Raw genomic sequence first — 21,121 nt, 5'->3', positions numbered from 1 at the left:
ACGGTAGTTTTTCCAACACGCTTTGTTAATAAATCGCTTTGCAGATTGTTCAATCTTTACAAGGGGTTCGAAGGAATTTAAGTCCATGCCACTATTCTATTTTAGTGGCAAATCTTTTACAATTCCCTTTTCTTAAGACCGGCATGAGGGCAATTGTAAATGGGATTGCAATGTTGCAAGATTAGATGCATTTTTATTGAATTGTTACATTTAACACGCAAATAGTCCTCACCCTCCCCCTCTGAGGGGGAGGGGGTGCTTAAAGAAGCGGAGAAAAGAAAATGATGAAACGGGAAGTGAATCCACCTGAGATTTTCGAGAATAAATGTATCGGGTGTGAGCGATGTGTAGCGGTCTGCCCGAGTTTTGTTTTGGGGATGGCTGAGGAAAAGGCTAAATTGCTCAGGGGAGAGTGGTGCATCGGCTGCGACCACTGCGGTGCGGTCTGTCCGAGCGACGCCGTCATCCGAGAGGGAGAGGCCTTCGAAAAGCATCCTCAAAAAGGGACCGCTTCGGCGGTCTCTCCCGAGGCCCTCGACCTCCTCTTCAGGGAGAGGCGCTCGATCCGGAACTATAAGGCCGATCCGGTCCCGAAGGAGGTCCTCGATCAGATCCTCGATGCCGGAAGGTTCGCCCCCACCGGCACGAACAGCCAGAACGTTAACTACCTGGTCTTAACCACGCGGGAGCGGATTCAGGAATTGAGGGAGTTGACCCTCCGATTCTACGAAAGGGTCTTTTCAAGGGTGGAGGGCCCGTTCGGTCGGATGCTTCTCACCCTCGTGGCAGGGAGGAGGACGGTGGAGTACCTTCGGCAGTCGCTCCCCAAGATGGAGGTGGCCCGGGAGGCCTTCGAGCGAGGCGAGGATCGGCTCTTCTACCATGCGCCGGTGGTCATGATCGCCCATGCCGAGGCCTGGGACAGCTCGTCCTCTTTTAATTGCTCAGTGGCTCTTTACAACTGTTCCTTAAAGGCCCACAGCCTGGGGCTCGGGTGCTGTTTCAATGGATTTCTGGTCAATGCGGTGAACCATGATAGAAGGATCAAGCGATGGCTTGCCATCCCGGCTGACCATCGCTGTTATGCGGCCATGGTGCTCGGCTTCCCGAAGGTGACCTATCCCAACCTGGTGCGACGCCAACCTCCGAAGGCGAGGTGGCGGTAGAAAAGGAGGTTCCCTATGGCCCTTAAGCGCGGGGAGGAGTACATCGCCTCTTTGAAGGCCCTCTCTCTCGAGGCCCACGTGATGGGAAGGAGGGAACAGGCTCTGCCGGACCATCCCCTCATCTCTCCCTCGGTTCGGGCCGTGGCCACGACCTACGATTGCGCCCATCGCGAGGAGACCCGGGAGCTCTTCAGGGCCTACTCCCCTTTGATCGACGAGGAGGTCAACCGCTTCACCCATCTCCACCAGAGTCCCGAAGACCTGGTCAAGAAGGTGATGATGCAACGACACTGCGGAAACCTCACGGCCTCCTGCTTCCAGCGCTGCGTGGGCCTGGATGCGGCCAATGCCGTCTTCAGCGTCACCTACGAATGCGATGAGAAACACGGGACGGATTATCACAGACGATTTCGCCAGTACTGGTCTTACGTCCAGCGGGAAGACCTGGTCGTGGACGGCGCGATGACCGACCCCAAAGGCGACCGTGGGAGACGGCCCAAAGATCAGAGGGATCCGGACCTCTTCCTCCGGGTGGTGGATCGGAGGCGGGATGGGGTGGTGGTGCGAGGGGCCAAACTCCACCAGACGGGCATGGTCAACTCCCATGAGATCATCGTCATGCCCACGACCGCCCTGAGCCCGGAGGAGAAGGACTGGGCCATCTGCTTCGCCGTCCCTACCCACGCGAAGGGCATCACCTACCTCTACGGCAGACAGGCCAGCGACACCCGGAAGCTCGAAGGGCCGGGAGGCCTGGACGTCGGGAATCCCCGCTTCGGCGGCCAGGAGGTGATGGCCGTCTTCGAGGACCTCTTCGTCCCGCAGGAACGGATCTTTCTCGACGGAGAGATCGATTTTACCGGCAAGCTGGTCGAGCGGTTCGCCGCCTATCACCGTCAGAGCTATGGGGGATGCAAGGTGGGCATGGGAGACATCCTCATCGGCGCCACCGCCCTGATCGCCCGGATGAACGGCGTGGAGGCCGCCTCCCACGTCCGGGACAAGATCGTGGAGATGATCCACCTCAACGAAACCATGTATGCCTGCGGGATTGCCTGTTCTGCCCTTGGACATCGGACCCCGGCCGGAAATTACGAGGTCGATCTGCTGCTGGCCAATGTCTGTAAGCTCAACGTCACCCGCTTTCCCTTCGAATTGGCTCGCCTGGCGATCGATATCGCCGGCGGCCTGATCGGAACCCTTCCCTCTGCCATGGAACTGGAGGACCCGAAGGTCGGACCTTATCTTCAGAAATACCTCGCGGCGGCCGAGGGAGTGGCCGTGGTGGATAGGATCAGGGTGCTGCGCCTCATCGAGAATTTAGTGGCAGGGGCAGGGGCCGTGGCCTATCTCATCGAGTCGGTCCATGGAGCGGGCTCACCTATGGCCCAGAGGATCATGATCGGCCGGCATGGAGAGATCGAGGAGAAAGTTAAGCGGGTGAAGGACCTCCTCGGGATCGGTTAAAAGACCCACGTGGCTTAGACAGGGGCGGGTTGGCCCGCCTGTCGGGGATGGAAGGTGAGGGTGAAGGTCGTTCCGCCCGAGTCGGCACACTCCTTCTCCTCCGCGAGATGGGGACACTTCGCCCGGTCTCCCGGACAGAGATCCTGGTCTGTTGGAATATAGGGGCAACGTTTGCTCTTCATCGACAGATCGAAACCGAAACGCTGGGCATAGATCTTCATCCGGAGCAGGTCGAGCCCTTTGCCTCCCGCACCGAAATCGTAGGGCTTCTTCGTTGCATAGAGCTCGGTCTCCCGGGTGTGAAAGAGACCATCGAAGATATAGGCCTGATTTTCCTCGGTGATCCCGATCCCCTCGTCCGCCACGTGAATCTGAATCTTCCCGCGCTGCTCCTCGAAGGAGAGCCGGATGGTTCCGCCATCGGGCGTGTTCTCGATGGCATTGCGGAGCAGCCCCTCCATCACCTGTTGGAGGACGAGAGGGTCCATCGAGACGTAGAGCCCGGGTCTTCCCTCGAATCGAAAATGGATCTTCCGGTGCCGGGATCGCTCCTTCACCCTTTCGAGCGTATCGAGGAGGAAGGAATGGAGATGGATCGATTCGAAGGCGCCGGGATGTCCGGACTGATATTGGCGAAACCACGCCCTGAGTCCGTCGATATGGCCTCGGACAGCGGGCGGGAGATCGGGAAAGTCCCCGATCCGCTGGCAGAGCGTCTCGAGGCTGTCCAGAATGACCCCTGCCTCCAGTTCCTGGGAGATCCTGAAGATGTCGTCCGCCTCTTTCGAAAGGTCGAGGAGCCTCGAGAGGTTCCGCTCGATCCTCTCGAGGGTGGGTTGGAGGCCCCCGTCTCGGGAGATCCGCTTCAACCTCCTCTTCAAGAGCCGGAGGTTGCCCTGGATCACCGCAAGGGGCGTCTTCAGTTCATGGGAGATGTGGTGGACCGCCTTCGTCTTGGCCCGGTTCAGACGTTCTAACTCCTGATGGGACTTCATCAGGGCCTCGTGGGCCCGGATCCTCTCGGTCACGTCTTCGAGGGTGACGATGTACTCGCCGGTGGCGAGCCGGACCGGAATGAAGTGGATGATCTTCTGCGTCCCGTCCTTGCAGGTGGTGGGAAGGGTCCGAGGGACCTTCTCTCCGGGGCTGGTGCTCCTCAGATAGCCGACCCAGGCCGAGATCACCTCTCTCCTCATCTTTGGATCCGGGAAGGCCTTCCTGAACCACTCCCGGCTGTTGGGCACCTCGGTCAGCTCGTAGCCGAAAAGCTCTTTGAACTTGGGATTGATATACTGGAAAACCCCGTCCCGGTCCATCACGATGATCCCGAAGGGCGCGCTCTCCAAGAGGGTTTGGAACCGATTGCGTTCGTTCCGCAAGCTCTCCTCGGCGGCCTTTCGCTCTGAAATGTCCCTGAGGTAGGCCAGATAGACCTGTTTCCCCCGATAGACGGTGCTGGTGGCGGAGACTTCGAGATGGAGGATTCGGCCGTCCCGGGTCAGGCCCTTGAATTCGTAGCGCGAGGGGACAGGCTCTCCCCTCTGCCTCTGCTGGTTGATCCTCACGACCTTCTCCCGGTCCTCCGGGTGGACGAAGCGATCGATCGGCTGACCGGAAAGCTCCTCGGCACTCTCGTAGCCGAAGAGCTCCACGTAACGCCGGTTGACGAATTGAAGCCTGCCGTCTCGCACGATCGCCACCGCATCGTTGGAGTTTTCGATGGCGGTCCGATAGCGTTCCTCGCTCTCCGCAAAGGCCTCCTCGGCCGTCTTTCTCTTGGTGATGTCGATCATCGTCCCCTCATAGTAGAGGGGATGGCCGGAGGCGTCCCGCACCAGCCTGACGTTGGTGGAGATCCAGTGGAGGCTTCGATCCTTCCGGTACATTTTGGCCTCGTAACTTTCGACCGAGCCCTGCCGAAAGAGGAGTTGAACGAGGCGTTGATGGTCCTCCGGATTGACATAGAGGGTCCGGATATCCTGGACCGCATGGATCAGCTCTTCGGGAGAGGCGTAGCCGTGGATACGGGCAAGGGAGGGATTGGCGCTCATGAACTTGCCATCGGGGCTGATCTGGAAGATCCCTTCAATGGCATTCTCGTAGATCTTCCGATACTGCTCCTCGGTCTCCTTCAGGACCCTCTGGAGCCGCTTCCGCTCGGTGATGTCCCTCACATAGACGGCGACCCGCCTCACCTCCCCCTCCTCGTCGAGCACAGGATAGAAGGAGTTCTCGAAGACCCTCTCTCCCAGCTTCCCCTCGAATCGAACCAGCCTTTTCGTCTCGAGGACCGCCCTCACCTTCTCCCTTCCGCTCTCGATGCGGTCCTTCGGGATCAGATCGTAGATGGAGGTGCCGGAAAGGCTCTCGTAGGGGACCCCGTAAAGACGGGCCGTGTTCTGGTTGGCGGCCAGGAGGATCCCTTCGCGATCGATGAGAAAGACCACCTCCTCGGTGGCATTGATAAGATCGAGGAAGACCGCCTCCCTCCTCCTCCGCTCTTCTTCGCACCTTTCAAGCTCGGCGGCCCTCAGGCGGAGGGATTCGAGCTCTTGTTCGATTTCTTTCTCATTCATGGGGGTTCCTTGGAAACCTCATCCCTCCTCGGACTTCAGAGAAGAGCCATGCCATCGGCCACGGCGAGGCCTTTCACCGTGGGCGAGAGATGGCCTTCCTGGAGAAGGATCAGCCCCTCCTCTTCCAGCCTGGTCAGGACTCCCTTCAGGTCTGTTAACAGATCGGAGCCAAATCGGGCCTTGAAGTCGGCAAGGTCGATCCCCCGCCTCGTCCTCAGGCTGAGAAAGAGCGTCTCCAGTTTGAGCTGTTCGAGGGTCAAGACCTCTTGGCCTTCCATGGGCAGGGTCCCCTGAGCGATCGCCTCGAGGTATCGGTCGAGGCAGCGGTGGTTCCACCAGCGCCGATCGGACTGGAAGGAGTGAGCCGAAGGACCGAGGCCGAGGTAGGGGGAATGGTCCCAGTATTTTTGGTTGTGTCGAGAGGCATAGTTGGCCTCTCTGGCGAAGTTGGAGACCTCATAATGGAGGTAACCGTTTCCTTCGAGGAATTCGGAGGTCCTTAAAAAGAATTCATACCGGGCCTCCTCTTTCGGCGCAGGAAGCTCTTTGGACCGGAATCTTCTCCCGAGAGGGGTCTCGGGTTCGAAGGTCAATTCATAACAGGAGAGATGCTCGGGCAGAAAGGAGAGGGCCTGTTTCAAGTCCTGAAGCCAGGCCTCGAGCCCCTGGCCCGGGACTCCATAGATGAGGTCGATGCCAAGGTTCTGAAATCCCGCCTCCCGGACCCACTCCAGGGCTTGGAAGGCCTCAGCAGCCGAGTGGCGCCTCCCTAAAAAGGCCAGCACCTCGTCCTCGAAAGACTGGACACCGATGACGATGCGGTTGATCCCGAGCTCCGAGATCGATCGGAGGTAAGACCGGTTGAGGTCCCCCGGATTGGCCTCGATCGTGATCTCCGATTCCGGCGAGAGATCGAACTCCTTTCGCACCTCGTTCAATAATCGCTCCAGCTGGGAGGGGTCGAGCAGGGAGGGTGTCCCTCCGCCCAGATAGAGGGTGTCGAAAGGGCCGAGAGGGTCTCTCCCCTTCGCCATCTCCATCTCTCTGAAGAGGCCTTCTAAAAATGCGGGGATTTGAGAGACCGAGGTCGTGGAATAGAAACCGCAATAAGGGCATTTGCTCAGGCAGAAGGGGATGTGGATATATAGGCCAGCTCTCTGGATTGGGATCATGGAAGGATAAGCCTCCCGGCCCTCTTTGATCTCGGGCGGAATTTTTTTCGGATCAGCTCTCCGGTTCCGACCTCAGCACTGCCAGAAAGGCGCTCTGGGGGATGGAGACCGATCCGACCATCTTCATCCTCTTCTTACCTTTCTTTTGCTTCTCGAGAAGCTTCCGTTTCCGGGTGACGTCCCCTCCGTAGCACTTTGCCGTCACGTCCTTTCGATAGGGAGAGAGGGTGGTCCGGGCGATGATCTCTCCTCCGATGGCCCCTTGAATCGCCACCTTGAACATCTGCCGAGGGATCTCCTCCTTCAGGGTCTCACAGACCCGGAGGGCCCTGGGACGGGCCTGATCGCGGTGGACGATCTGCGAAAGGGCATCGACCTTCTCGCCATTGACCAGGATGTCGAGCAGGACCAGGTTGCTCTCCCGGTAGTCGAGGAGGTCGTAATCGAAGGACCCATATCCCTGGGTGATCGATTTGAAACGATCGTAAAAATCGTACATCACCTCGGCAAGGGGCATCTCATAGATGAGCTCCACCCGGTCGGGTCCGAGGTAGTTTAGCTTTGACTGCTGTCCCCGCTTCTCCATGCAGAGCTTGATCACATTGCCGAGGTACCTTTCGGGCATGATCAAGGTGGCCCGGATGTAGGGCTCCTCTCCCTTGGCGATCGTGGCCGGATCAGGATAGTGCGCGGGATTGTCCACATAGACCGTGGTTCCGTCCTTCAGGGTGAAACGGTAACGGACGCTCGGGACGGAGAGGATGATGGAGAGATCGTATTCCCGCTCCAACCTCTCTTGAACGATCTCGAGATGGAGGAGTCCCAAAAAACCGCATCGGAAGCCCTGTCCGAGGGCCAGGGAGGAGTCCTTCTGATAGACCAGCGCCGCATCGTTGAGCTTGTACTTCTCGAGGGCAGAGGCAAGGTCTTCATAATCTTCAGGGGAGATGGGGTAGATCGAAGAGAAGACGACCGGCTTGAAGGCCTTAAATCCCGGGAGGGGCTGGGCGCAAGGGCGATCCTCAAAGGTGATCGTATCACCGATATAGACATCCGAGACCGTCTTGACCCCTGCCAGGATATAGCCGACCTCCCCGGCCGAGAGGCTATCCCTCCTCTGTCGGTTGAGAAGGAAGCGGCCGACCTCCTCGACTTCGTAGGTCGCGCCGTTCGACATGAAACGGATGAGATCCCCCGGCCTCACCGTTCCGTCGAAAAGACGGCAGTGGATGACCGTCCCTCGAAATGGATCGTACTGAGCATCGAAGATCAGGGCGGCCAGGGGTGCCTCCGGACTCCCTTTCGGCGGAGGGATCCTCTTCACGATCGCCTCGAGGATCTCCTCGATGCCGATCCCTTCCTTGGCCGAACACTTCAGGGCACCGAAAGGGTCCAATCCCAGCTCCGAGTCGATCTGCTCGAGGACCCGATCGATATCGGCGGTGGGAAGGTCGATCTTGTTGATGACCGGGATGATCTCGAGATCGTTCTCCATCGCGAGGTAGAGATTGGCAAGGGTCTGGGCCTGGACGCCCTGGGAGGCATCGATGAGGAGCAGGACGCCCTCGCAGGAGGCCAAGGCCCGGGAGACCTCGTAAGAGAAATCGACATGGCCAGGGGTGTCGATGAGGTTGAGGAGGTACTCCTGTCCGTCCCGAGAGCGATAAGGAAGGGAGATCGCCTGGCTCTTGATCGTAATCCCCCTCTCCCGCTCGATCTCCATGTTGTCGAGGATCTGGTCCTTGAAGTTCCGCTCATCGACCATCCCGGTAAACTGGATGAGGCGATCGGCGAGGGTCGACTTCCCGTGGTCGATATGGGCAATGATGCTAAAATTACGGATCTGCTCCATGGAAGGGGTTAAGAAATATCCGCCAATAAGTTAGAGGATCCTGGAACCCAAAGATATGATTTGCAAAATCAAAAACATTATAACCTATTCCTATTTTCATGCTCCAGAAACCCCTCGATCGAAAAGCGATTCCCTCTGGCCATGATCTTTCCTCTTGCCTCCTCTTTCCTCGTTCGATGGGCCAGATGAATTCAAAAGCAGGGGCTTTTGGGATCGCTAAACCCCGTGATTTGACAACTCCTCAAAAAAAGGGTATGTTTTTAAAATCAATATGTTGGAGGATAGACCATGGGCGCCCAAAAGGTAAAAAGGTTGGCGGTGATAGGACTTTCTTTAACCGTCCTCCTCTTCGGCCTCTTCTTCTGCATCGGAAGGGAGAAGGCCAATTCCCTACCAAAAAACGATAAATTGACAACTGCCAAATCTTTGGGGCAGGCCTTCGTCGAGGTGGCCAAAAAGGTTCAACCTTCGGTCGTCAACATCACCACAGAGAAGACCGTGACCATAAAGCCCTGGGAGAGGTTCGGCGAAGAGTTCTTCAGGGGAAGCCCCTTCGAAGAGTTCTTCAGGGGGTTCGGATGGCCCAGAGAGAGGGGGAAGGAGTATCGCCATCGGCAGAGAAGCGGGGGCTCCGGGGTCATCGTCGATAAGGAAGGATACATCCTCACGAACAACCATGTCATCGAGGGCGCCGACAAGATCAAGGTCCGCCTCGCGGACGGGAGGGAGTTCATTGCCACGGTCAAAGGCCAGGATCCGAGGACCGACCTCGCTGTCCTTCATATCAAAGCGAAGGATCTGCCCGTGGCCACGCTCGGCGATTCGGACAAGCTCGAGGTCGGGGAATGGGCCATCGCCATCGGAAGCCCCTTCGGTCTCGAACATACCGTCACCGTAGGGGTCATCAGCGCCAAAGGACGCTCCGGGCTTGGGACAGGGACCTATGAGGACTTTATCCAGACCGATGCCTCGATCAATCCTGGCAACAGCGGAGGGCCCCTCATCAACATCGATGGAGAGGTGATCGGGATCAACGCCATGATCATCCAGCCGGGGACTGGGATCGGCTTCGCCATCCCCATCAATATGGCGAAACAGATCCTGAGCGATCTCATCAAAACGGGGAAGGTTGTCCGGCCCTGGCTCGGCATCAGCGTCCAGGAGCTCACCCCCGAGATGATGGAACACTTCAAAGTGAAGGAGAAGGAGGGGGTCCTCATCGGCCAGGTCTATTCAGGCACGGGTGCGGAGAAGGCCGGCTTAGCCCCGGGTGACATCATCAAGGCGGTGGACGACAAACCTGTAAAGAATGTAAACGAATTGATCAAGGAGATTCAGAAGAAGAGCGTAGGCCAGAAGGTCAAGCTCAGCATCATCCGGGACGGGAAGCCGATGACGGTCGAGGTGACCACCTCGGCCATGCCGGACAAGGCCGAACTGGAAAAGGAGAAAGAGGGGGAGGAGAAATTGGGGGCCAGAGTCCAGGAACTGACCCCTCAGCTGGCGACCCGTTATCGGATCAGCGGGATCAAACAGGGCGTCGTCGTCGTCGATATCCAGGAGGGGAGCCTTGCCGACGAGATGGGCCTTCAGGAAGGGGACGTGATCCTCGAAATCAACCGGAAGAAGATCGAGACGCTTAAGGATTTCGAACGGGCGATGAAGGAGGCGAGCGTCGAAAAGGGCATCCTCTTTCAGATTCACCGAAAAGGACGGAGCTTCTATCTGACCTTTAAGAAGTAAAAGGTCATTCGACCGCCCTTACATACCTCATCCTCAAATCGAAGAGGATCTGGTCCATGAACCTCTCCTCTTCGGGAGTGAGGTTTCCTTTCGTCTTCTCCTTCAACATCCCGATAAAGTCGATCGTCTGTTTGGCTAATGGAAGGTTCTTGGCCTGCTTCTGGGTGAGAGGGTCTTCCACCTCCCCAAGCTGGACCAATGCCGAGGTGCTGAGGGAGAGGATGAAACTGGTGAAGGTGATTTCAGGTAGGGGGCCTCTTTCGGCCTTCTCCTCCGAGGGTTCAACTTTAGGTTTTTCCTTCTTCTCTTCTTGCGGTTTCGACGTGGCCTCTTCTCTCTGGGCAGCAAATCTCCGGTCCTTGACGGTGAATCCCTTCTCCTTCTCTTTTTCCTCATTCACCCTGTCTTCGGCCATGTGACCCTCCGATCAAAGGTTTTTGACAATTAAATAAAAATTAAAATTTTCAATAACTTATAGATTAACGCTTGACTTATTTGGGGAGGGATATTATTATATTAGCACTCAGTTTGTTTGAGTGCTAATCCAACCTTTACGAGGATTATATAATGACTTATCTGCCCTCTGTCAAGAATTCCCTTGATACCTACCTTATCCAGATTAACCAGTTTCCCCTTTTGACGCATGAGGAGGAGATCGAGCTCGCGAGGAGATATCGTGACCACAACGATATCAGTGCAGCGCACCGACTCATTACATCAAACCTGAGGTTCGTTGTCAAGGTAGCCCTCGAGTACAAATCATACGGGGTAAAGCTCCTCGACCTCATCCAGGAGGGGAATATCGGGTTGATGATGGCCGTCAAGAAGTTCGATCCAGATAAGGGGATCCGGTTCATCTCCTATGCGATCTGGTGGATCAGGGCCTTCATCCAGAATTTCATCATCAAAACCTGGAGCCTGGTCAAGATCGGGACGACCCAGGCCCAGAAAAAACTCTTCTACAAGATCGGAAAGGTGAGAAAGGCCCTCGAATCGGATCTCGAAAACGAGGCCAAGTATGAGGCCCTGGCCAAAGATCTCGATGTTAACAAGGAGGATATCATCGAGATGGAGCAAAGGATGGCGGCAAGAGACCTCTCCCTCGATTCCCCGTTTGACGAAGGGAAGGAACTCACCCATCTCGACCTGCTTCAGGAGGATTCTCTCAACCAGGAGGAGATCTTGGCCCAGGAACAGGAGAAAGAGCTCCGGGAGAGGGAGGTCCAGAGGGCCCTTAAGCGATTGAACGAGAAGGAACTCTTCATCATCAAGCACAGGATCATGGCCGATGATCCTCTCACCCTGCAGGAGATAGGGGACAGGCTGAAGCTTTCGAGAGAAAGGGTGAGACAGATCGAAAGCGAGGCCCTGAAGAAGTTAAAGCGAGAGATCAGCCCCAGCTTGCAACTCTACGCTTAAAAGGAGGTTTTGGAGATGCCCATCTACGAATATCAGTGTAACAACTGTAACGAAGTCTTTGAAATTTTTCATAAAATAGATGAGGCGTGCAACCCCGCCTGCCCCAAGTGTCTTGGCCCAGCAAGAAAGCTCATCTCAGCATCGAGTTTCATTCTCAAAGGGGCGGGCTTTTACGTGAACGACTATCCCTCCCCCAGTCGGAAAGAGGGCAAAAAGCAAGAGAAGGAGGCTTCGGAGAAATCGGGGAGCTCCAAGGCCGAGGAGAAGCGGCTCGAGAAGAAGGCCGATGCCAAGTCATAGGCGTTTGGCCGTGCCCTGATTCAGTAACGATACGACCTCATTGAGGATAAGGCTGGCCACCTCCTCCTTTGAAAGGAGGGGGAGATCCTTTATTTCTCCATTGGGGAAGAGGAATTTCACCTGATTGGTTTCGGACGCAAACCCGGAACCGGGCTTTGTCACATCGTTGGCCACGATCAGGTCGAGGTTTTTCTCCTTCAATTTCTTTCTTGCATTGGCGATCAGGTCTTCTGTCTCTGCGGCAAACCCCACCAGGATTCGACCTCCCTTCTGCTGGCCGACCTCCTTGAGGATATCCTGGGTCTGCTCCAGATCGAGAGAGATCTCGAGGCCGCCCTTTTTCAACTTCCTATCGCTCACCTCTTTTGGCCGGTAGTCTGAAACCGCTGCCGCCTTGATCACCACCGTGGAGTCCTTCAGGTGCGCCAGGACGGCCTTGCGCATCTCCTCGGCCGTCCTTACGGAGACGAGGCGGATGTCGCTCCTGGGAGGCCCAAGAGGCGTGGGACCTGAGATGAGCACCACTTCCGCCCCTCTTCTCCTGGCCACCCTGGCTATGGCATAGCCCATCTTTCCGGAGGAGCGATTGGTGATGAAGCGAACCGGATCGATGGGCTCCTGGGTGGGCCCGGCGGTGACGAGGACTTTCTCACCCCTCAAGTCCTTGGGTGAGAGGATCTCCGCCATCTTTTCGATGACCTCGTCCAGCTCGGCGAGTCTGCCTTTCCCATACCAGTGGCAGGCCAGTTCTCCCTCGCCGGGCTCTATGAAATAGAATCCTCTCTGCTTCAGGACCTCGATGTTCTGCTGAAGGGCGGGGCTCTCCCACATATTCACGTTCATCGAAGGGGCAAAAAGGACGGGCGCCTTGGAGGCCATCACCATGGTCGAAAGAAAATCGTCTGCGATGCCGTTGGCGACCTTACCGATGATGTTGGCCGTGGCCGGAAGGATGACGATGAGCTCGGCGAGGTCGGCCAGGGCGATGTGGCCGATCTTGGCCTCTTCCAGGAGATTAAAGGGATCGGTCACCACAGGGTTTCCGGAAAGGGTCTGGAAGGTCAGGGGGGTGATGAATTCCTGGGCATTCCGGGTCATCACCACGTGGACCCTTGCCCCCTGCTTGATCAGGAGCCTCACAAACTCCGCAGCCTTGTAGGCCGCGATCCCTCCGGTTACGCCCAAAACGATCTCTCTTTCCTTCAGCATGCCCTCCTTATATCATAAAAGCTCTGGGGTTCTCAATAGACCTTTAGACCTTTGAAACGATTTGACATCTACTGGCTCAACCTGCTATCTTCCAAACCGAGAATGAAACCCAAGAGGGACCTTCCCCAATGGCCGAGCGCGACCCCATCGACCTGATCAAAGACCAGTTAACCCAGTGGGAAAGGCTGGGAGAACTGAATGCGGACCATGACCTCTTCAAACAGTGGCTCGCCGAAAGCCGGACCATTCTCGAAAAGGCCTTCAGCCCTCGCTCCACCCACTGCCAGAATTTCGGGGCCCTCAAGTTCCGGGAGGTGAACATCAAGGGATTCGACTCGCCGGAGGTCCAACGGATCAACTCGGCGCGCTTTAAGAGGGACCTCGATCAGGCCAAGGCCATCCTCCTCTCCGCCCTCAAAGAACTGACCCTCGACCGAACTCTCTTTAAAAAGCTCCAGACCACGGCCAAAACCGTCGAGGTCTCCCTCAAAGGGGAGTATTTCATCTCATCGGGCATCACCGACCAGGCCCTGCGGAAGGCCATCGAGCTTTCCTTTGAAGGGAGCGGCCTGACGCCCGTGGCCCATTCTTCCGGGGAAGAACCGATCTCTCTCTCCCAGCGGATCGACCAGATCAGGCGGATCAGGATCGGGATTTTCGATCTCACACCCCCGGGAAGGGAGCGAAGTTTGATCGAGCTGGGAATCGCCCTCGGCCTCGGAAAAGAGGTGATCCTCCTCTCCAAAAAAGGGGTCGAACTTCCAGAAATGGTCGAGGCCCTACCGAGGGTGGAATACGAGACCCCTGCCGACCTCACCCCCCACTTGAAAAAGAAGATCCCGTGAAGGGAGAGGAGATTGGCAAACATCTTGACATCGAGAGGCCATTAGAGATATAAACCCCATTGTATACAGTATCCAAAAATTAAGTTCCGGAGGCCTGAGGGATGGACGATCATGCGCTTTTCAAAAACCTGACGGTCCTGAGCCTCGAGCAGGCCACGGTCCTTCCTTACCTGACCTTTCGCCTGGCCGAGGACGGAGTCAATGTGATCCGCCTCGAACATCCGGTTCACGGCGATCCCAACCGGAGGGTCGGAGAAGATGTCCTGCACGAGGACCGGATGTTCACCTACTACTTGCCGATCAACGCCGGGAAGAAATCGCTCACCCTCGATCTGTCCGTCCCCGAAGGCCAGGAGATATTAAAGCGACTGATCCTCACCCTGAAGGTCGATATCTTCGCTACCAATCAGCTGCCGAGAAATTATGCGAAGCTCGGCATCGAATACGAGAGGCTCAGAGAGATCAAAGAGGATCTCATCTGGCTCGGCGTGACCGGCTTTGGCCCCGATAGCAACGAGGCGGCCTACGATCCCGTCCTCCAAGCCCGAGGTGGGCTGATGGAATTGACCGGCGAAAAGGACGGACCGCCTCAGGTCTTGGGCATCCCTCTGCCGGACATGGGAGCGAGCGAACACGGCTACGGCCTCCTGATGAAGGCCCTCTACAAGCGGGCGGTGACCGGAAAGGGAAGCCGGATCGACCTCTCGATGTTCGAGAGCACCGTCTCTTGGCTCACCCAGCCCATCACCCATACGGTCACCTTCAACAAGAAGGTGACCCGGAGGGGAAACACCCATGAATTCTTCGCCCCGGTCTCGGTCTACCAGACGAAAGACGGTTATGTCTATATCGCCGTCGGGAACGATCGCCAGTGGGAGACGATGACGAAACTGCCCGGCTTCGAATCCCTATACAAAAAGGAGTACGAGCGGAATGCGGGAAGGATTGCCGATGTGGCCCGCCTCAACGAGACGATCAACGCCATCACCAAGAAATTCGAGACGGCAAAGCTGATCGACCTCTTCAACCAGGCCACCATCCCCATCTCCAGGGTCAATACGATCGAGGAGGTGGTTCAGGACCCCTTGGTCAAGACCCGTCTCCTCAGGAGCAAAGACCCCAAGACAGGCCTCGAGATCACGCTGGCCCCTCCCCCGTTTATGACGCCCTATCTGAAATCGACGAACCAGACCTTGACCTTTCCCCCCCGGTTCGGGGAACACAACGAGGAGATCTACGTCGGAAGATTAGGATTTAGCCTGGAGCAGTTAGAGCGGCTGAAGGAGAAGAAGATCATTTGAATTCGATCCCAAGGAGTGGACCATGGCGCTCGATTTCTCATTTACCGAGGAACAGGAATTTTTCAGACAGACCGTTCGCGATGCGGTCAATCGCCTCATCATGCCCCGGGTCAAGGAGCTCGACGAGAAGGAGGAGTTCCCCTGGGACCTCTGGAAGGAGTTCGCCAGCCTCGGATACCTCGGCTTAAGGCACCCCGAAAAGTATGGCGGGATGGGAACCGACACGATCACCCAGATGATCTTCTACGAGGAGCTGGCCAGGGGTTCCTGCGGATTTGCCATGTCGGTGATCATGCAGATCCTGATGGGGACCTACTTCATCGGCCGGTTCGGAAACGAAGAGATCAAACAGAGGATCCTGGTGCCCGCGATCAAAGGCGAAAAGATCGGGACGATCTGCTTTACCGAGGACCAGTCCGGCTCCGACCTCGGAGGGACCCGGACGCTCGCCACCAAGGTGGACGGAGGATGGCGGATCAACGGCCGAAAGCAGTGGGTGACCAACGGTCCCATCGCCTCCTTCGCCACGGTCATGGCCACGGTCGATCCGAAACTGGGCCTCAAAGGGCTCAACTTCTATCTCGTCGAAAAGAAGACCGAGGATCGGGACGGGTTTACAGTCGGCCAGAGGCTTCACAAATTAGGCTCCCGTTGTTCGGTGACCGGAGAGCTCATCTTCGATAACGTCTTCATCCCCGACGAAAATTTCCTCGGCGAGGAGATCGGAAAAGGCGTCCAGTATGCCGGAGAGATCCTCAACGAGGTCCGCGTCATGACCGGAATGAACGCCCTGGCCATCGCCAAGGAGGCGATGGAGGATGCCAAACAGTATGCGAACAACCGGATCGCCTTTGGAAATCCCATCAGCAAATACCAGTTGATCCGGGAAAAATTCGCCAAGTTCTGGGCCTGGTACGAGGCCTCGCGCACCTTCCTCTACCGCTGCGCCTGGATGATCCAGAACAACATCCCCTGCACCAACGAATGTATGATGGCGAAGTATCACGCCACCGAGATGTGCATGTATGCGGTGGAGGAGGCGATGCGGATCTACGGCGGAAATGCCTTCTGCAGCGAATATCCCGTTCAGCGTTACTGGCGGGACGCCAAATTCCTCCTCTATGGCGGGGGGACCCACGAAGTCCTCTGCGACTATTTAGGACGCATGTACTGTCAGAGTTGAACGATCCGAAAAAGAGGGGCAGAGGGGTATCGGCCTCGGCGTGGGAGGGCAGGTGACCCCGTAAGGGAGGACCAAATGGAAATCTACGTTCTCGTGAAGCAGGTTCCCGATCCGGAGGCGATCGTCAAGGTGAAATCCGACTCCGAGCTCGAGATCGAAAACAAGTACTTCACCAGCTTCTTCGACGAGATCGCCGTGGAGGCCGGTTTAAGGGTAAAAGAGAGAGCCGGAGGGCGGGTGACCGTCCTGACTGCGGACAACCGGAGGGTCGATGCCCTGAGGAGGGGCATCTCCATGGGGGCGGACGATGCGGTTCAGATCGCCGATCCCGGCCTGGAAGGGGCGGACGGTTTCGTCATCGCCAGGGTCCTCTCCACTTATCTTAAGGATAAACCGTTCGATCTCATCCTGGCCGGAAAACAGGCCATGGACGACGATGCGGGCATCGTCGGCCCTGCGGTGGCCGAGTGTCTCGGGATCCCCCATGTCCACTCCATCGTCGGCCTCGAGATCGATGCCCAAAGACGGGAGGCCAAGGTCGTCCGGGAGGTCGAAAACGGCAGGGAACACCTCCTCTGTCCCCTTCCTGCCCTCTTCACCTGTCAGAAAGGCCTCCATACGCCCCGCATCCCCCAGGTGATGAACGTGATGAAAGCGATGAAGGCGCAGATCAAAAAGGTGGACCTCCCCTCTCTGGGACTCCAACCGTCCGACCTGATCCCTTTGGTCAAAGTTGCACGCTACCTCCCGCCGCCGAAGAGGCCTCCGGTTCGGATGATCAAAGAGGACTTCCCTGAGAATGTGAAGATCTTGGTCAAGCTACTGAGGGAAGAGGCGAAAGTGCTCTGAGTCTTCAATGCCTTGTTCAGCGTTCGGAGGATCGAAGGCCTCCCGCCTCTCCGTGAGGGACTCCGAACGGGTTCGAAAGGAAAACCTATGCCGAACGAGATCTGGGTCCTTGCAGAACATCAGGATGGAAAGGTCAAAAAGGTCGTCTTTGAACTCCTCTCTGCGGCCATAGACTTCTCAAAGAAGACCGGCCAGGAGGTGGCTGCCCTGCTTTTGGGAAAGGATCTCGGGGGGGCCATCCAAACCCTCACCCCCTTCGCCGATAAAATCTACCTCTGGGAGGATGCCTCGCTCATGCCTTATACCTCCGATGCCTACCTCCCGGCGATCGCTTCGCTGGTGAAGGAACATCGACCCTCTACCCTCCTCGGAGGGGCGACCTCCACCGGCAAGGACCTCTTTCCGAGATTGGCCATGCACCTTCAGACAGGATACGTGCCCGACTGCACGGGGTTAGACATCGAAGACGATGGCCGGCTCGTCGCCAGACGTCCCCTCTACGGAGGCAAGGTCTTTGCGGAGTTGGCCTTCTCCGAGGCAAGACCCCAGATGGCCACCGTAAGGAACAACACCTTTCCGGTCCACCAAGCCCCGGGAAGGTCAGCCCGAGTCATCACCCTTCAACCCTCCATCGATCCCTCCTCTGTGAAGAAGAAGGTGACCGGCTTCGAGAAGGCCCCGGGAACGAAGCTCGATATTTCGGAGGCAGACATCGTGGTGGCCGCGGGCCGGGGGATCAAGGCGGCTGAAAACTTCAAGATCATCGAGGAGCTCGCCGAGGTCCTCAACGCCTCGGTGGGGACGACCCGGGCCACGGTGGACGAGGGCTGGCGGGAGGTCAAAGACCAGATCGGAAAGAGCGGCAAAAGCATCTCGGCCAAGCTCTACATGGCCTTCGGGATCTCGGGTGCGGTCCATCACGTGCTCGGCATCACCACCTGCAAGACGGTGGTCGCGGTGGACACCGACCCGAACGCCCTCATCTTCAACTACGCGGACTACGGGATCGTCGGAGACCTCTTCCAGATCGTACCGGCCCTGACCGAAGAGCTGAAAAAGGCCCTCTCGGCCGAATAAGAGATGAAACGCCCTCCCCTCGAAGATCGACATTCGAGCCGTCGATGAAAGAAGGGGTTTACCCACCGATATTCCTATGAGATCGAATATGGGGATGGGGTTTGGGAGGGATGGGAACGAAGGTGCTCTTCCCCGGATACCCGCTGACTCATCTCGCAATGGCCGTTGAGGAGCCCCCCCTCCTGGATGATGAGTTTGGGGGTGAAGAGGCTGCCGGTGAATTTCCCGGTGGCGTGAATCTCGGCCCGCTCGATTGCGTGGAGCTCTCCTTCTACCTGACCGTTGATGACGATGGTGTGCACCGCTATCTTCCCCCTGACCATCGCCGTCTCCCCGACGATCAAGGTCCCGCTGTCGAAGATCTCTCCCTCGAACCTTCCGTCAAGACGGAAGATCCCCCGAAAGGTCATCTTGCCTTCAAAGAAGGTTTCCTTTCCGAGGAAGGCGCTGATCTCGTCGCAAACCGCCTGCGTTTTCGCCTCACCCTTTGAAAAAATCGATCTTCCTGACATGATCTACCCTCTCTTTTTCTCTATCGTCCGAGGATCGTCTCGACGATCCGCTCCAGCTCCTCAAGGGAGTAATAGTCGATCCAGATCCTCCCCCTTTTCCCCCTTGCTTGAATCGTCACCTTTGTCCCGAGGTGGCGCCTCAGAGAATCCTGCAGGCTCTGAAGCTGGGCGAGGAGTTCCTCTCTCTTCGCGTCGACCCCCTTTTTTATCCTCGGCTTTTCAGACCACCGTTTCGCCAAGGCCTCCGCTTCTCTCACCGAGAGGCCTTTCTCCAAAATCCGGCGGCAGAGTTCCCTTTGTTTGTCTGCGTGTTCGAGGCTTAGGAGGGCTCTCGCATGGCCCGCCGAAATCCGATTCTCGATGAGGTGGGCCTGGAGGTCGACCGGCAGCTTGAGCAGGCGGAGGGCATTGGTAATGGTGGTGCGGTCCTTGCCGACCCGTCTGCTCAATTCCTCCTGGCTGAGGCCGAATGTTTCTATTAACTCCCGGAAACCCTCTGCCTCCTCGATGGGGTTGAGGTCCTCCCTCTGGAGGTTCTCGATGAGGGAGAGCTCGAGGACCTCTCGGTCGTCCGCCTCTCTGACGATCACGGGGACCTCTTTAAGGCCCGCTTTCTGAGCAGCCCTCCAACGCCTCTCCCCCGCGATCAACTCATAGCCCCCTTCCACCCTCCTCACCGTGAGGGGGTCGAGGATCCCCTTCTCCCTGATCGTCTCGGCAAGTTCGAGGAGTCTTGCCTCGTCGAAGCGCTTTCGGGGCTGGGATCGGTTGGGCCGGATCTCCTCGATCCCACAGTAGAAGAACTTCGGGGGTTCCTTCTCCTCTGGTTCAGGGATGAGGGCTCCCAGACCCTTTCCCAGTGCTACTCGTTTCGTCGCCATCAGTCTTTCCATTGGCCAGCATCTCTCGGGCCAGATTGAGATAACTCTCTGCTCCCTTCGAATGGATGTCATAGAGGAGGACGGGCTTTCCGTGGCTGGGCGCCTCGCTCAGCCTCACGTTTCGGGGGATGACGGTTTGAAAAACCTTCTCTTTGAAATGTCTCCGGACCTCCTCTGCCACCTGATGGGAGAGGTTGTTTCGAATGTCGAACATCGTAAGGAGAATCCCCTCGATCTCCAGCCTGGGATTGAGGGATTGTTTGATGAGGCGGATCGTCTTGAGGAGCTGTCCAAGTCCCTCCAAAGCATAGTATTCGCACTGAAGCGGAATGAGCACGGAATGGGCCGCGGTCAAGGAGTTGATGGTGAGAAGGCCGAGGGATGGGGGGCAATCGATGAAGATGTAGTCATAGTCTGCCTCGACCTCCCGGATGAGGTGGGCAAGCCTCCGCTCACGGTCCTTCTCTCCGACGAGTTCGATCTCCGCACCAATCAGGTCGGTGTTAGCGGTCACGAGATCGAGAAAAGCAAGGGATGTCTTCCGGATGATCTCCTTGAGCCCCGAACCCTTGAGGAGGGCCTGATAAATTGTCCCGTTCGTCTCCCCTTTCTCCAGGCCGACCCCGCTGGTCGAGTTTCCCTGAGGGTCGATATCGACGAGGAGGACCCTCTTCTCCGCCACCGCGAGGGAGGCGGAGAGATTGACTGCTGTGGTCGTCTTTCCCACCCCTCCTTTCTGATTGGCGATGCAGATCACCCTGGCCATCTTTACGTCTTTTATAGCACAAAAAAGGGAAGGAGGAAAAGCCTGATCCTCAAATAAGGTCCTCTCGGCATTTACCTTATTTTGGGGATGACCCGTATGCCGAAATTCCATCCCAATGTCAGTCAAACCTTTCAACCTCTCTCCACAAGGTCTTACCCGTTGCCCTCGCGAGAAGTCTTCCCGTGTTCAATGAACCACCTTTCCTCCCCCTTTCTGCAACTCCGAGCTGACAGCAGGTCTCCTTTAATTGATGAAACCGGATGAACCCACGTGTTAACCCTCCAAGGGAGGGTTCTCAAGCCCATTTACCTTCTCTTACTTCACCTTCCCAATGATCCGAGCTCAGAGGTCTACGAACACCCCTTGAATCATGGGTTGTGGAAGAAATCCAAGGAACCGATACTGGTCCCACATTCGTCCCTGTTTTTCGTCAGGATTTTTTACCCAAGTGAAACCCACCTTCCCTTAAGTTTATGGGACCTTAAAAAGGTGCCTCAGTAGAATTTTATCCGCTTCCATGAGGCGATGCTTTTTTTCTTGACATGGGTATAGGGTTTTGGTTCAATTGGGGTTACCTTTTTGTTTTAATTTGGGATAGAGCTGCCGGACGCATTCTTGAAGGGGGGGTATGGAGAGGTGATATTTCTTATTGTCTTCTTTGTGGTGGGCTTTTTTCTTTTGCTCCCTGAAGTCTCTTTTGGGGTTGAGGGGGGTTGTGTGAAGACGCTTCAGGTAGTTCTTGAGAGGAGCAGGGGGGTGCTTGGTCGGGCAGAGGGGAGGCTTCGTTTTGGCTATTCGATACA

Annotated in this window: 19 protein-coding genes; 11 read left to right on the top strand and 8 right to left on the bottom strand. The window is 56.8% G+C overall.

Going from position 1 to position 21,121, the window contains the following annotated elements; translation table 11 throughout:
• Nucleotides 1-284 precede the first annotated feature (284 nt).
• Together N3G78_14160 and N3G78_14155 are read left to right on the top strand one after the other, a co-directional pair.
• A complete protein-coding gene (locus tag N3G78_14160) occupies nt 285-1,166 on the top strand; it encodes a nitroreductase family protein (protein ID MCX8119059.1) in 882 nt (293 codons plus the stop codon).
• Nucleotides 1,167-1,181: 15 nt separating this feature from the next.
• Complete coding sequence (locus tag N3G78_14155; GenBank protein MCX8119058.1) at nt 1,182-2,633, top strand: 4-hydroxybutyryl-CoA dehydratase; 1,452 nt, start codon at nt 1,182-1,184, stop codon at nt 2,631-2,633.
• A 14-nt stretch (nt 2,634-2,647) separates the two neighbouring features.
• Here N3G78_14155 and N3G78_14150 read toward each other — a convergent pair whose 3' ends face one another.
• Genes N3G78_14150 through lepA form a run of 3 tightly spaced genes read right to left on the bottom strand, consistent with a single transcriptional unit; the run spans nt 2,648 to nt 8,233 of the window.
• Nucleotides 2,648-5,209: a PAS domain S-box protein gene (locus tag N3G78_14150; protein ID MCX8119057.1), complete on the bottom strand. Its 2,562-nt coding sequence runs from the start codon at nt 5,207-5,209 to the stop codon at nt 2,648-2,650.
• Nucleotides 5,210-5,244: 35 nt separating this feature from the next.
• The gene (gene hemW / locus N3G78_14145; GenBank protein MCX8119056.1) at nt 5,245-6,381 is read right to left on the bottom strand and encodes a radical SAM family heme chaperone HemW; all 1,137 of its coding nucleotides are present in this window, start codon (nt 6,379-6,381) and stop codon (nt 5,245-5,247) included.
• A 52-nt stretch (nt 6,382-6,433) separates the two neighbouring features.
• Nucleotides 6,434-8,233, bottom strand: coding sequence for a translation elongation factor 4 (gene lepA, locus N3G78_14140; protein ID MCX8119055.1), 1,800 nt, complete (start codon nt 8,231-8,233; stop codon nt 6,434-6,436).
• Nucleotides 8,234-8,521: 288 nt separating this feature from the next.
• Here lepA and N3G78_14135 point away from each other — a divergent pair, with 288 nt between their 5' ends.
• Nucleotides 8,522-9,976 (top strand): DegQ family serine endoprotease, encoded by a 1,455-nt coding sequence (locus tag N3G78_14135; protein ID MCX8119054.1) that lies wholly within the window; start codon nt 8,522-8,524, stop codon nt 9,974-9,976.
• A 4-nt stretch (nt 9,977-9,980) separates the two neighbouring features.
• Here the strand turns inward: N3G78_14135 and N3G78_14130 are convergent, their stop codons facing one another.
• Nucleotides 9,981-10,391 carry a DUF1844 domain-containing protein gene (locus N3G78_14130; protein MCX8119053.1) on the bottom strand — a complete coding sequence of 137 codons (411 nt, stop codon included), beginning with the start codon at nt 10,389-10,391 and terminating at the stop codon, nt 9,981-9,983.
• A 152-nt stretch (nt 10,392-10,543) separates the two neighbouring features.
• Between N3G78_14130 and rpoH the strand changes: the two genes are divergently transcribed.
• Nucleotides 10,544-11,395, top strand: a complete 852-nt coding sequence (gene rpoH / locus N3G78_14125) for an RNA polymerase sigma factor RpoH (protein MCX8119052.1) — start codon at nt 10,544-10,546, stop codon at nt 11,393-11,395.
• 15 nt (nt 11,396-11,410) lie between these two features.
• Entirely contained in the window at nt 11,411-11,695 is a 285-nt protein-coding gene (locus N3G78_14120; protein ID MCX8119051.1) for a zinc ribbon domain-containing protein, read from the top strand.
• Here N3G78_14120 and coaBC read toward each other — a convergent pair.
• Entirely contained in the window at nt 11,690-12,904 is a 1,215-nt protein-coding gene (gene coaBC / locus N3G78_14115; protein MCX8119050.1) for a bifunctional phosphopantothenoylcysteine decarboxylase/phosphopantothenate--cysteine ligase CoaBC, read from the bottom strand. The genes N3G78_14120 and coaBC overlap by 6 nt on opposite strands.
• A 128-nt stretch (nt 12,905-13,032) precedes the next feature.
• On the opposite strand from coaBC, the gene N3G78_14110 reads away from it, so the two are divergent.
• The 5 genes from N3G78_14110 (at nt 13,033) to N3G78_14090 (ending at nt 18,159) form a co-directional block, all read left to right on the top strand.
• The gene (locus tag N3G78_14110; GenBank protein ID MCX8119049.1) at nt 13,033-13,749 is read left to right on the top strand and encodes a hypothetical protein; all 717 of its coding nucleotides are present in this window, start codon (nt 13,033-13,035) and stop codon (nt 13,747-13,749) included.
• A gap of 101 nt (nt 13,750-13,850) precedes the next feature.
• Entirely contained in the window at nt 13,851-15,050 is a 1,200-nt protein-coding gene (locus tag N3G78_14105) for a CoA transferase (GenBank protein ID MCX8119048.1), read from the top strand.
• Nucleotides 15,051-15,072: 22 nt separating this feature from the next.
• Complete coding sequence (locus N3G78_14100) at nt 15,073-16,233, top strand: acyl-CoA/acyl-ACP dehydrogenase (GenBank protein MCX8119047.1); 1,161 nt, start codon at nt 15,073-15,075, stop codon at nt 16,231-16,233.
• A 75-nt stretch (nt 16,234-16,308) separates the two neighbouring features.
• Nucleotides 16,309-17,082, top strand: a complete 774-nt coding sequence (locus N3G78_14095) for an electron transfer flavoprotein subunit beta/FixA family protein (GenBank protein MCX8119046.1) — start codon at nt 16,309-16,311, stop codon at nt 17,080-17,082.
• An 87-nt stretch (nt 17,083-17,169) separates the two neighbouring features.
• Entirely contained in the window at nt 17,170-18,159 is a 990-nt protein-coding gene (locus N3G78_14090) for an electron transfer flavoprotein subunit alpha/FixB family protein (protein ID MCX8119045.1), read from the top strand.
• Between the two features lie 74 nt (nt 18,160-18,233).
• On the opposite strand, the gene N3G78_14085 is transcribed toward N3G78_14090, so the two are convergent.
• From N3G78_14085 to N3G78_14075, 3 genes are read right to left on the bottom strand one after another with little or no spacing between them, the layout of a single operon-like run.
• Nucleotides 18,234-18,671: a polymer-forming cytoskeletal protein gene (locus N3G78_14085; protein MCX8119044.1), complete on the bottom strand. Its 438-nt coding sequence runs from the start codon at nt 18,669-18,671 to the stop codon at nt 18,234-18,236.
• Between the two features lie 20 nt (nt 18,672-18,691).
• On the bottom strand, nt 18,692-19,552 hold the full coding sequence (locus N3G78_14080) for a ParB/RepB/Spo0J family partition protein (protein MCX8119043.1): 861 nt from the start codon (nt 19,550-19,552) through the stop codon (nt 18,692-18,694).
• Nucleotides 19,500-20,318 carry an AAA family ATPase gene (locus tag N3G78_14075; protein ID MCX8119042.1) on the bottom strand — a complete coding sequence of 273 codons (819 nt, stop codon included), beginning with the start codon at nt 20,316-20,318 and terminating at the stop codon, nt 19,500-19,502. The genes N3G78_14080 and N3G78_14075 overlap by 53 nt, the downstream gene beginning before the upstream one ends.
• A 615-nt stretch (nt 20,319-20,933) precedes the next feature.
• Between N3G78_14075 and N3G78_14070 the strand changes: the two genes are divergently transcribed.
• On the top strand, nt 20,934-21,121 hold a 188-nt coding region (locus tag N3G78_14070; protein ID MCX8119041.1), incomplete at its 3' end, for a hypothetical protein.

This window comes from Thermodesulfobacteriota bacterium (assembly GCA_026415035.1).
Classification (GTDB): domain Bacteria; phylum Desulfobacterota; class BSN033; order BSN033; family UBA1163; genus RBG-16-49-23.
Note: the sequence above shows the minus strand (reverse complement) of the source record. Positions and strands in the feature narration are given on the sequence as shown.

Coding starts and splice junctions, on each gene's coding strand:
- N3G78_14130 (MCX8119053.1), bottom strand. CDS start 10,391: ATGGCCGAAGACAGGGTGAATGAGGAAAAAGAGAAGGAGAAGGGATTC.
- N3G78_14135 (MCX8119054.1), top strand. CDS start 8,522: ATGGGCGCCCAAAAGGTAAAAAGGTTGGCGGTGATAGGACTTTCTTTA.
- rpoH (MCX8119052.1), top strand. CDS start 10,544: ATGACTTATCTGCCCTCTGTCAAGAATTCCCTTGATACCTACCTTATC.
- N3G78_14085 (MCX8119044.1), bottom strand. CDS start 18,671: ATGTCAGGAAGATCGATTTTTTCAAAGGGTGAGGCGAAAACGCAGGCG.
- hemW (MCX8119056.1), bottom strand. CDS start 6,381: ATGATCCCAATCCAGAGAGCTGGCCTATATATCCACATCCCCTTCTGC.
- N3G78_14155 (MCX8119058.1), top strand. CDS start 1,182: ATGGCCCTTAAGCGCGGGGAGGAGTACATCGCCTCTTTGAAGGCCCTC.
- N3G78_14105 (MCX8119048.1), top strand. CDS start 13,851: ATGGACGATCATGCGCTTTTCAAAAACCTGACGGTCCTGAGCCTCGAG.
- N3G78_14100 (MCX8119047.1), top strand. CDS start 15,073: ATGGCGCTCGATTTCTCATTTACCGAGGAACAGGAATTTTTCAGACAG.
- N3G78_14080 (MCX8119043.1), bottom strand. CDS start 19,552: ATGGCGACGAAACGAGTAGCACTGGGAAAGGGTCTGGGAGCCCTCATC.
- N3G78_14160 (MCX8119059.1), top strand. CDS start 285: ATGAAACGGGAAGTGAATCCACCTGAGATTTTCGAGAATAAATGTATC.
- N3G78_14150 (MCX8119057.1), bottom strand. CDS start 5,209: ATGAATGAGAAAGAAATCGAACAAGAGCTCGAATCCCTCCGCCTGAGG.
- N3G78_14095 (MCX8119046.1), top strand. CDS start 16,309: ATGGAAATCTACGTTCTCGTGAAGCAGGTTCCCGATCCGGAGGCGATC.
- N3G78_14110 (MCX8119049.1), top strand. CDS start 13,033: ATGGCCGAGCGCGACCCCATCGACCTGATCAAAGACCAGTTAACCCAG.
- N3G78_14090 (MCX8119045.1), top strand. CDS start 17,170: ATGCCGAACGAGATCTGGGTCCTTGCAGAACATCAGGATGGAAAGGTC.
- N3G78_14075 (MCX8119042.1), bottom strand. CDS start 20,318: ATGGCCAGGGTGATCTGCATCGCCAATCAGAAAGGAGGGGTGGGAAAG.
- coaBC (MCX8119050.1), bottom strand. CDS start 12,904: ATGCTGAAGGAAAGAGAGATCGTTTTGGGCGTAACCGGAGGGATCGCG.
- lepA (MCX8119055.1), bottom strand. CDS start 8,233: ATGGAGCAGATCCGTAATTTTAGCATCATTGCCCATATCGACCACGGG.
- N3G78_14120 (MCX8119051.1), top strand. CDS start 11,411: ATGCCCATCTACGAATATCAGTGTAACAACTGTAACGAAGTCTTTGAA.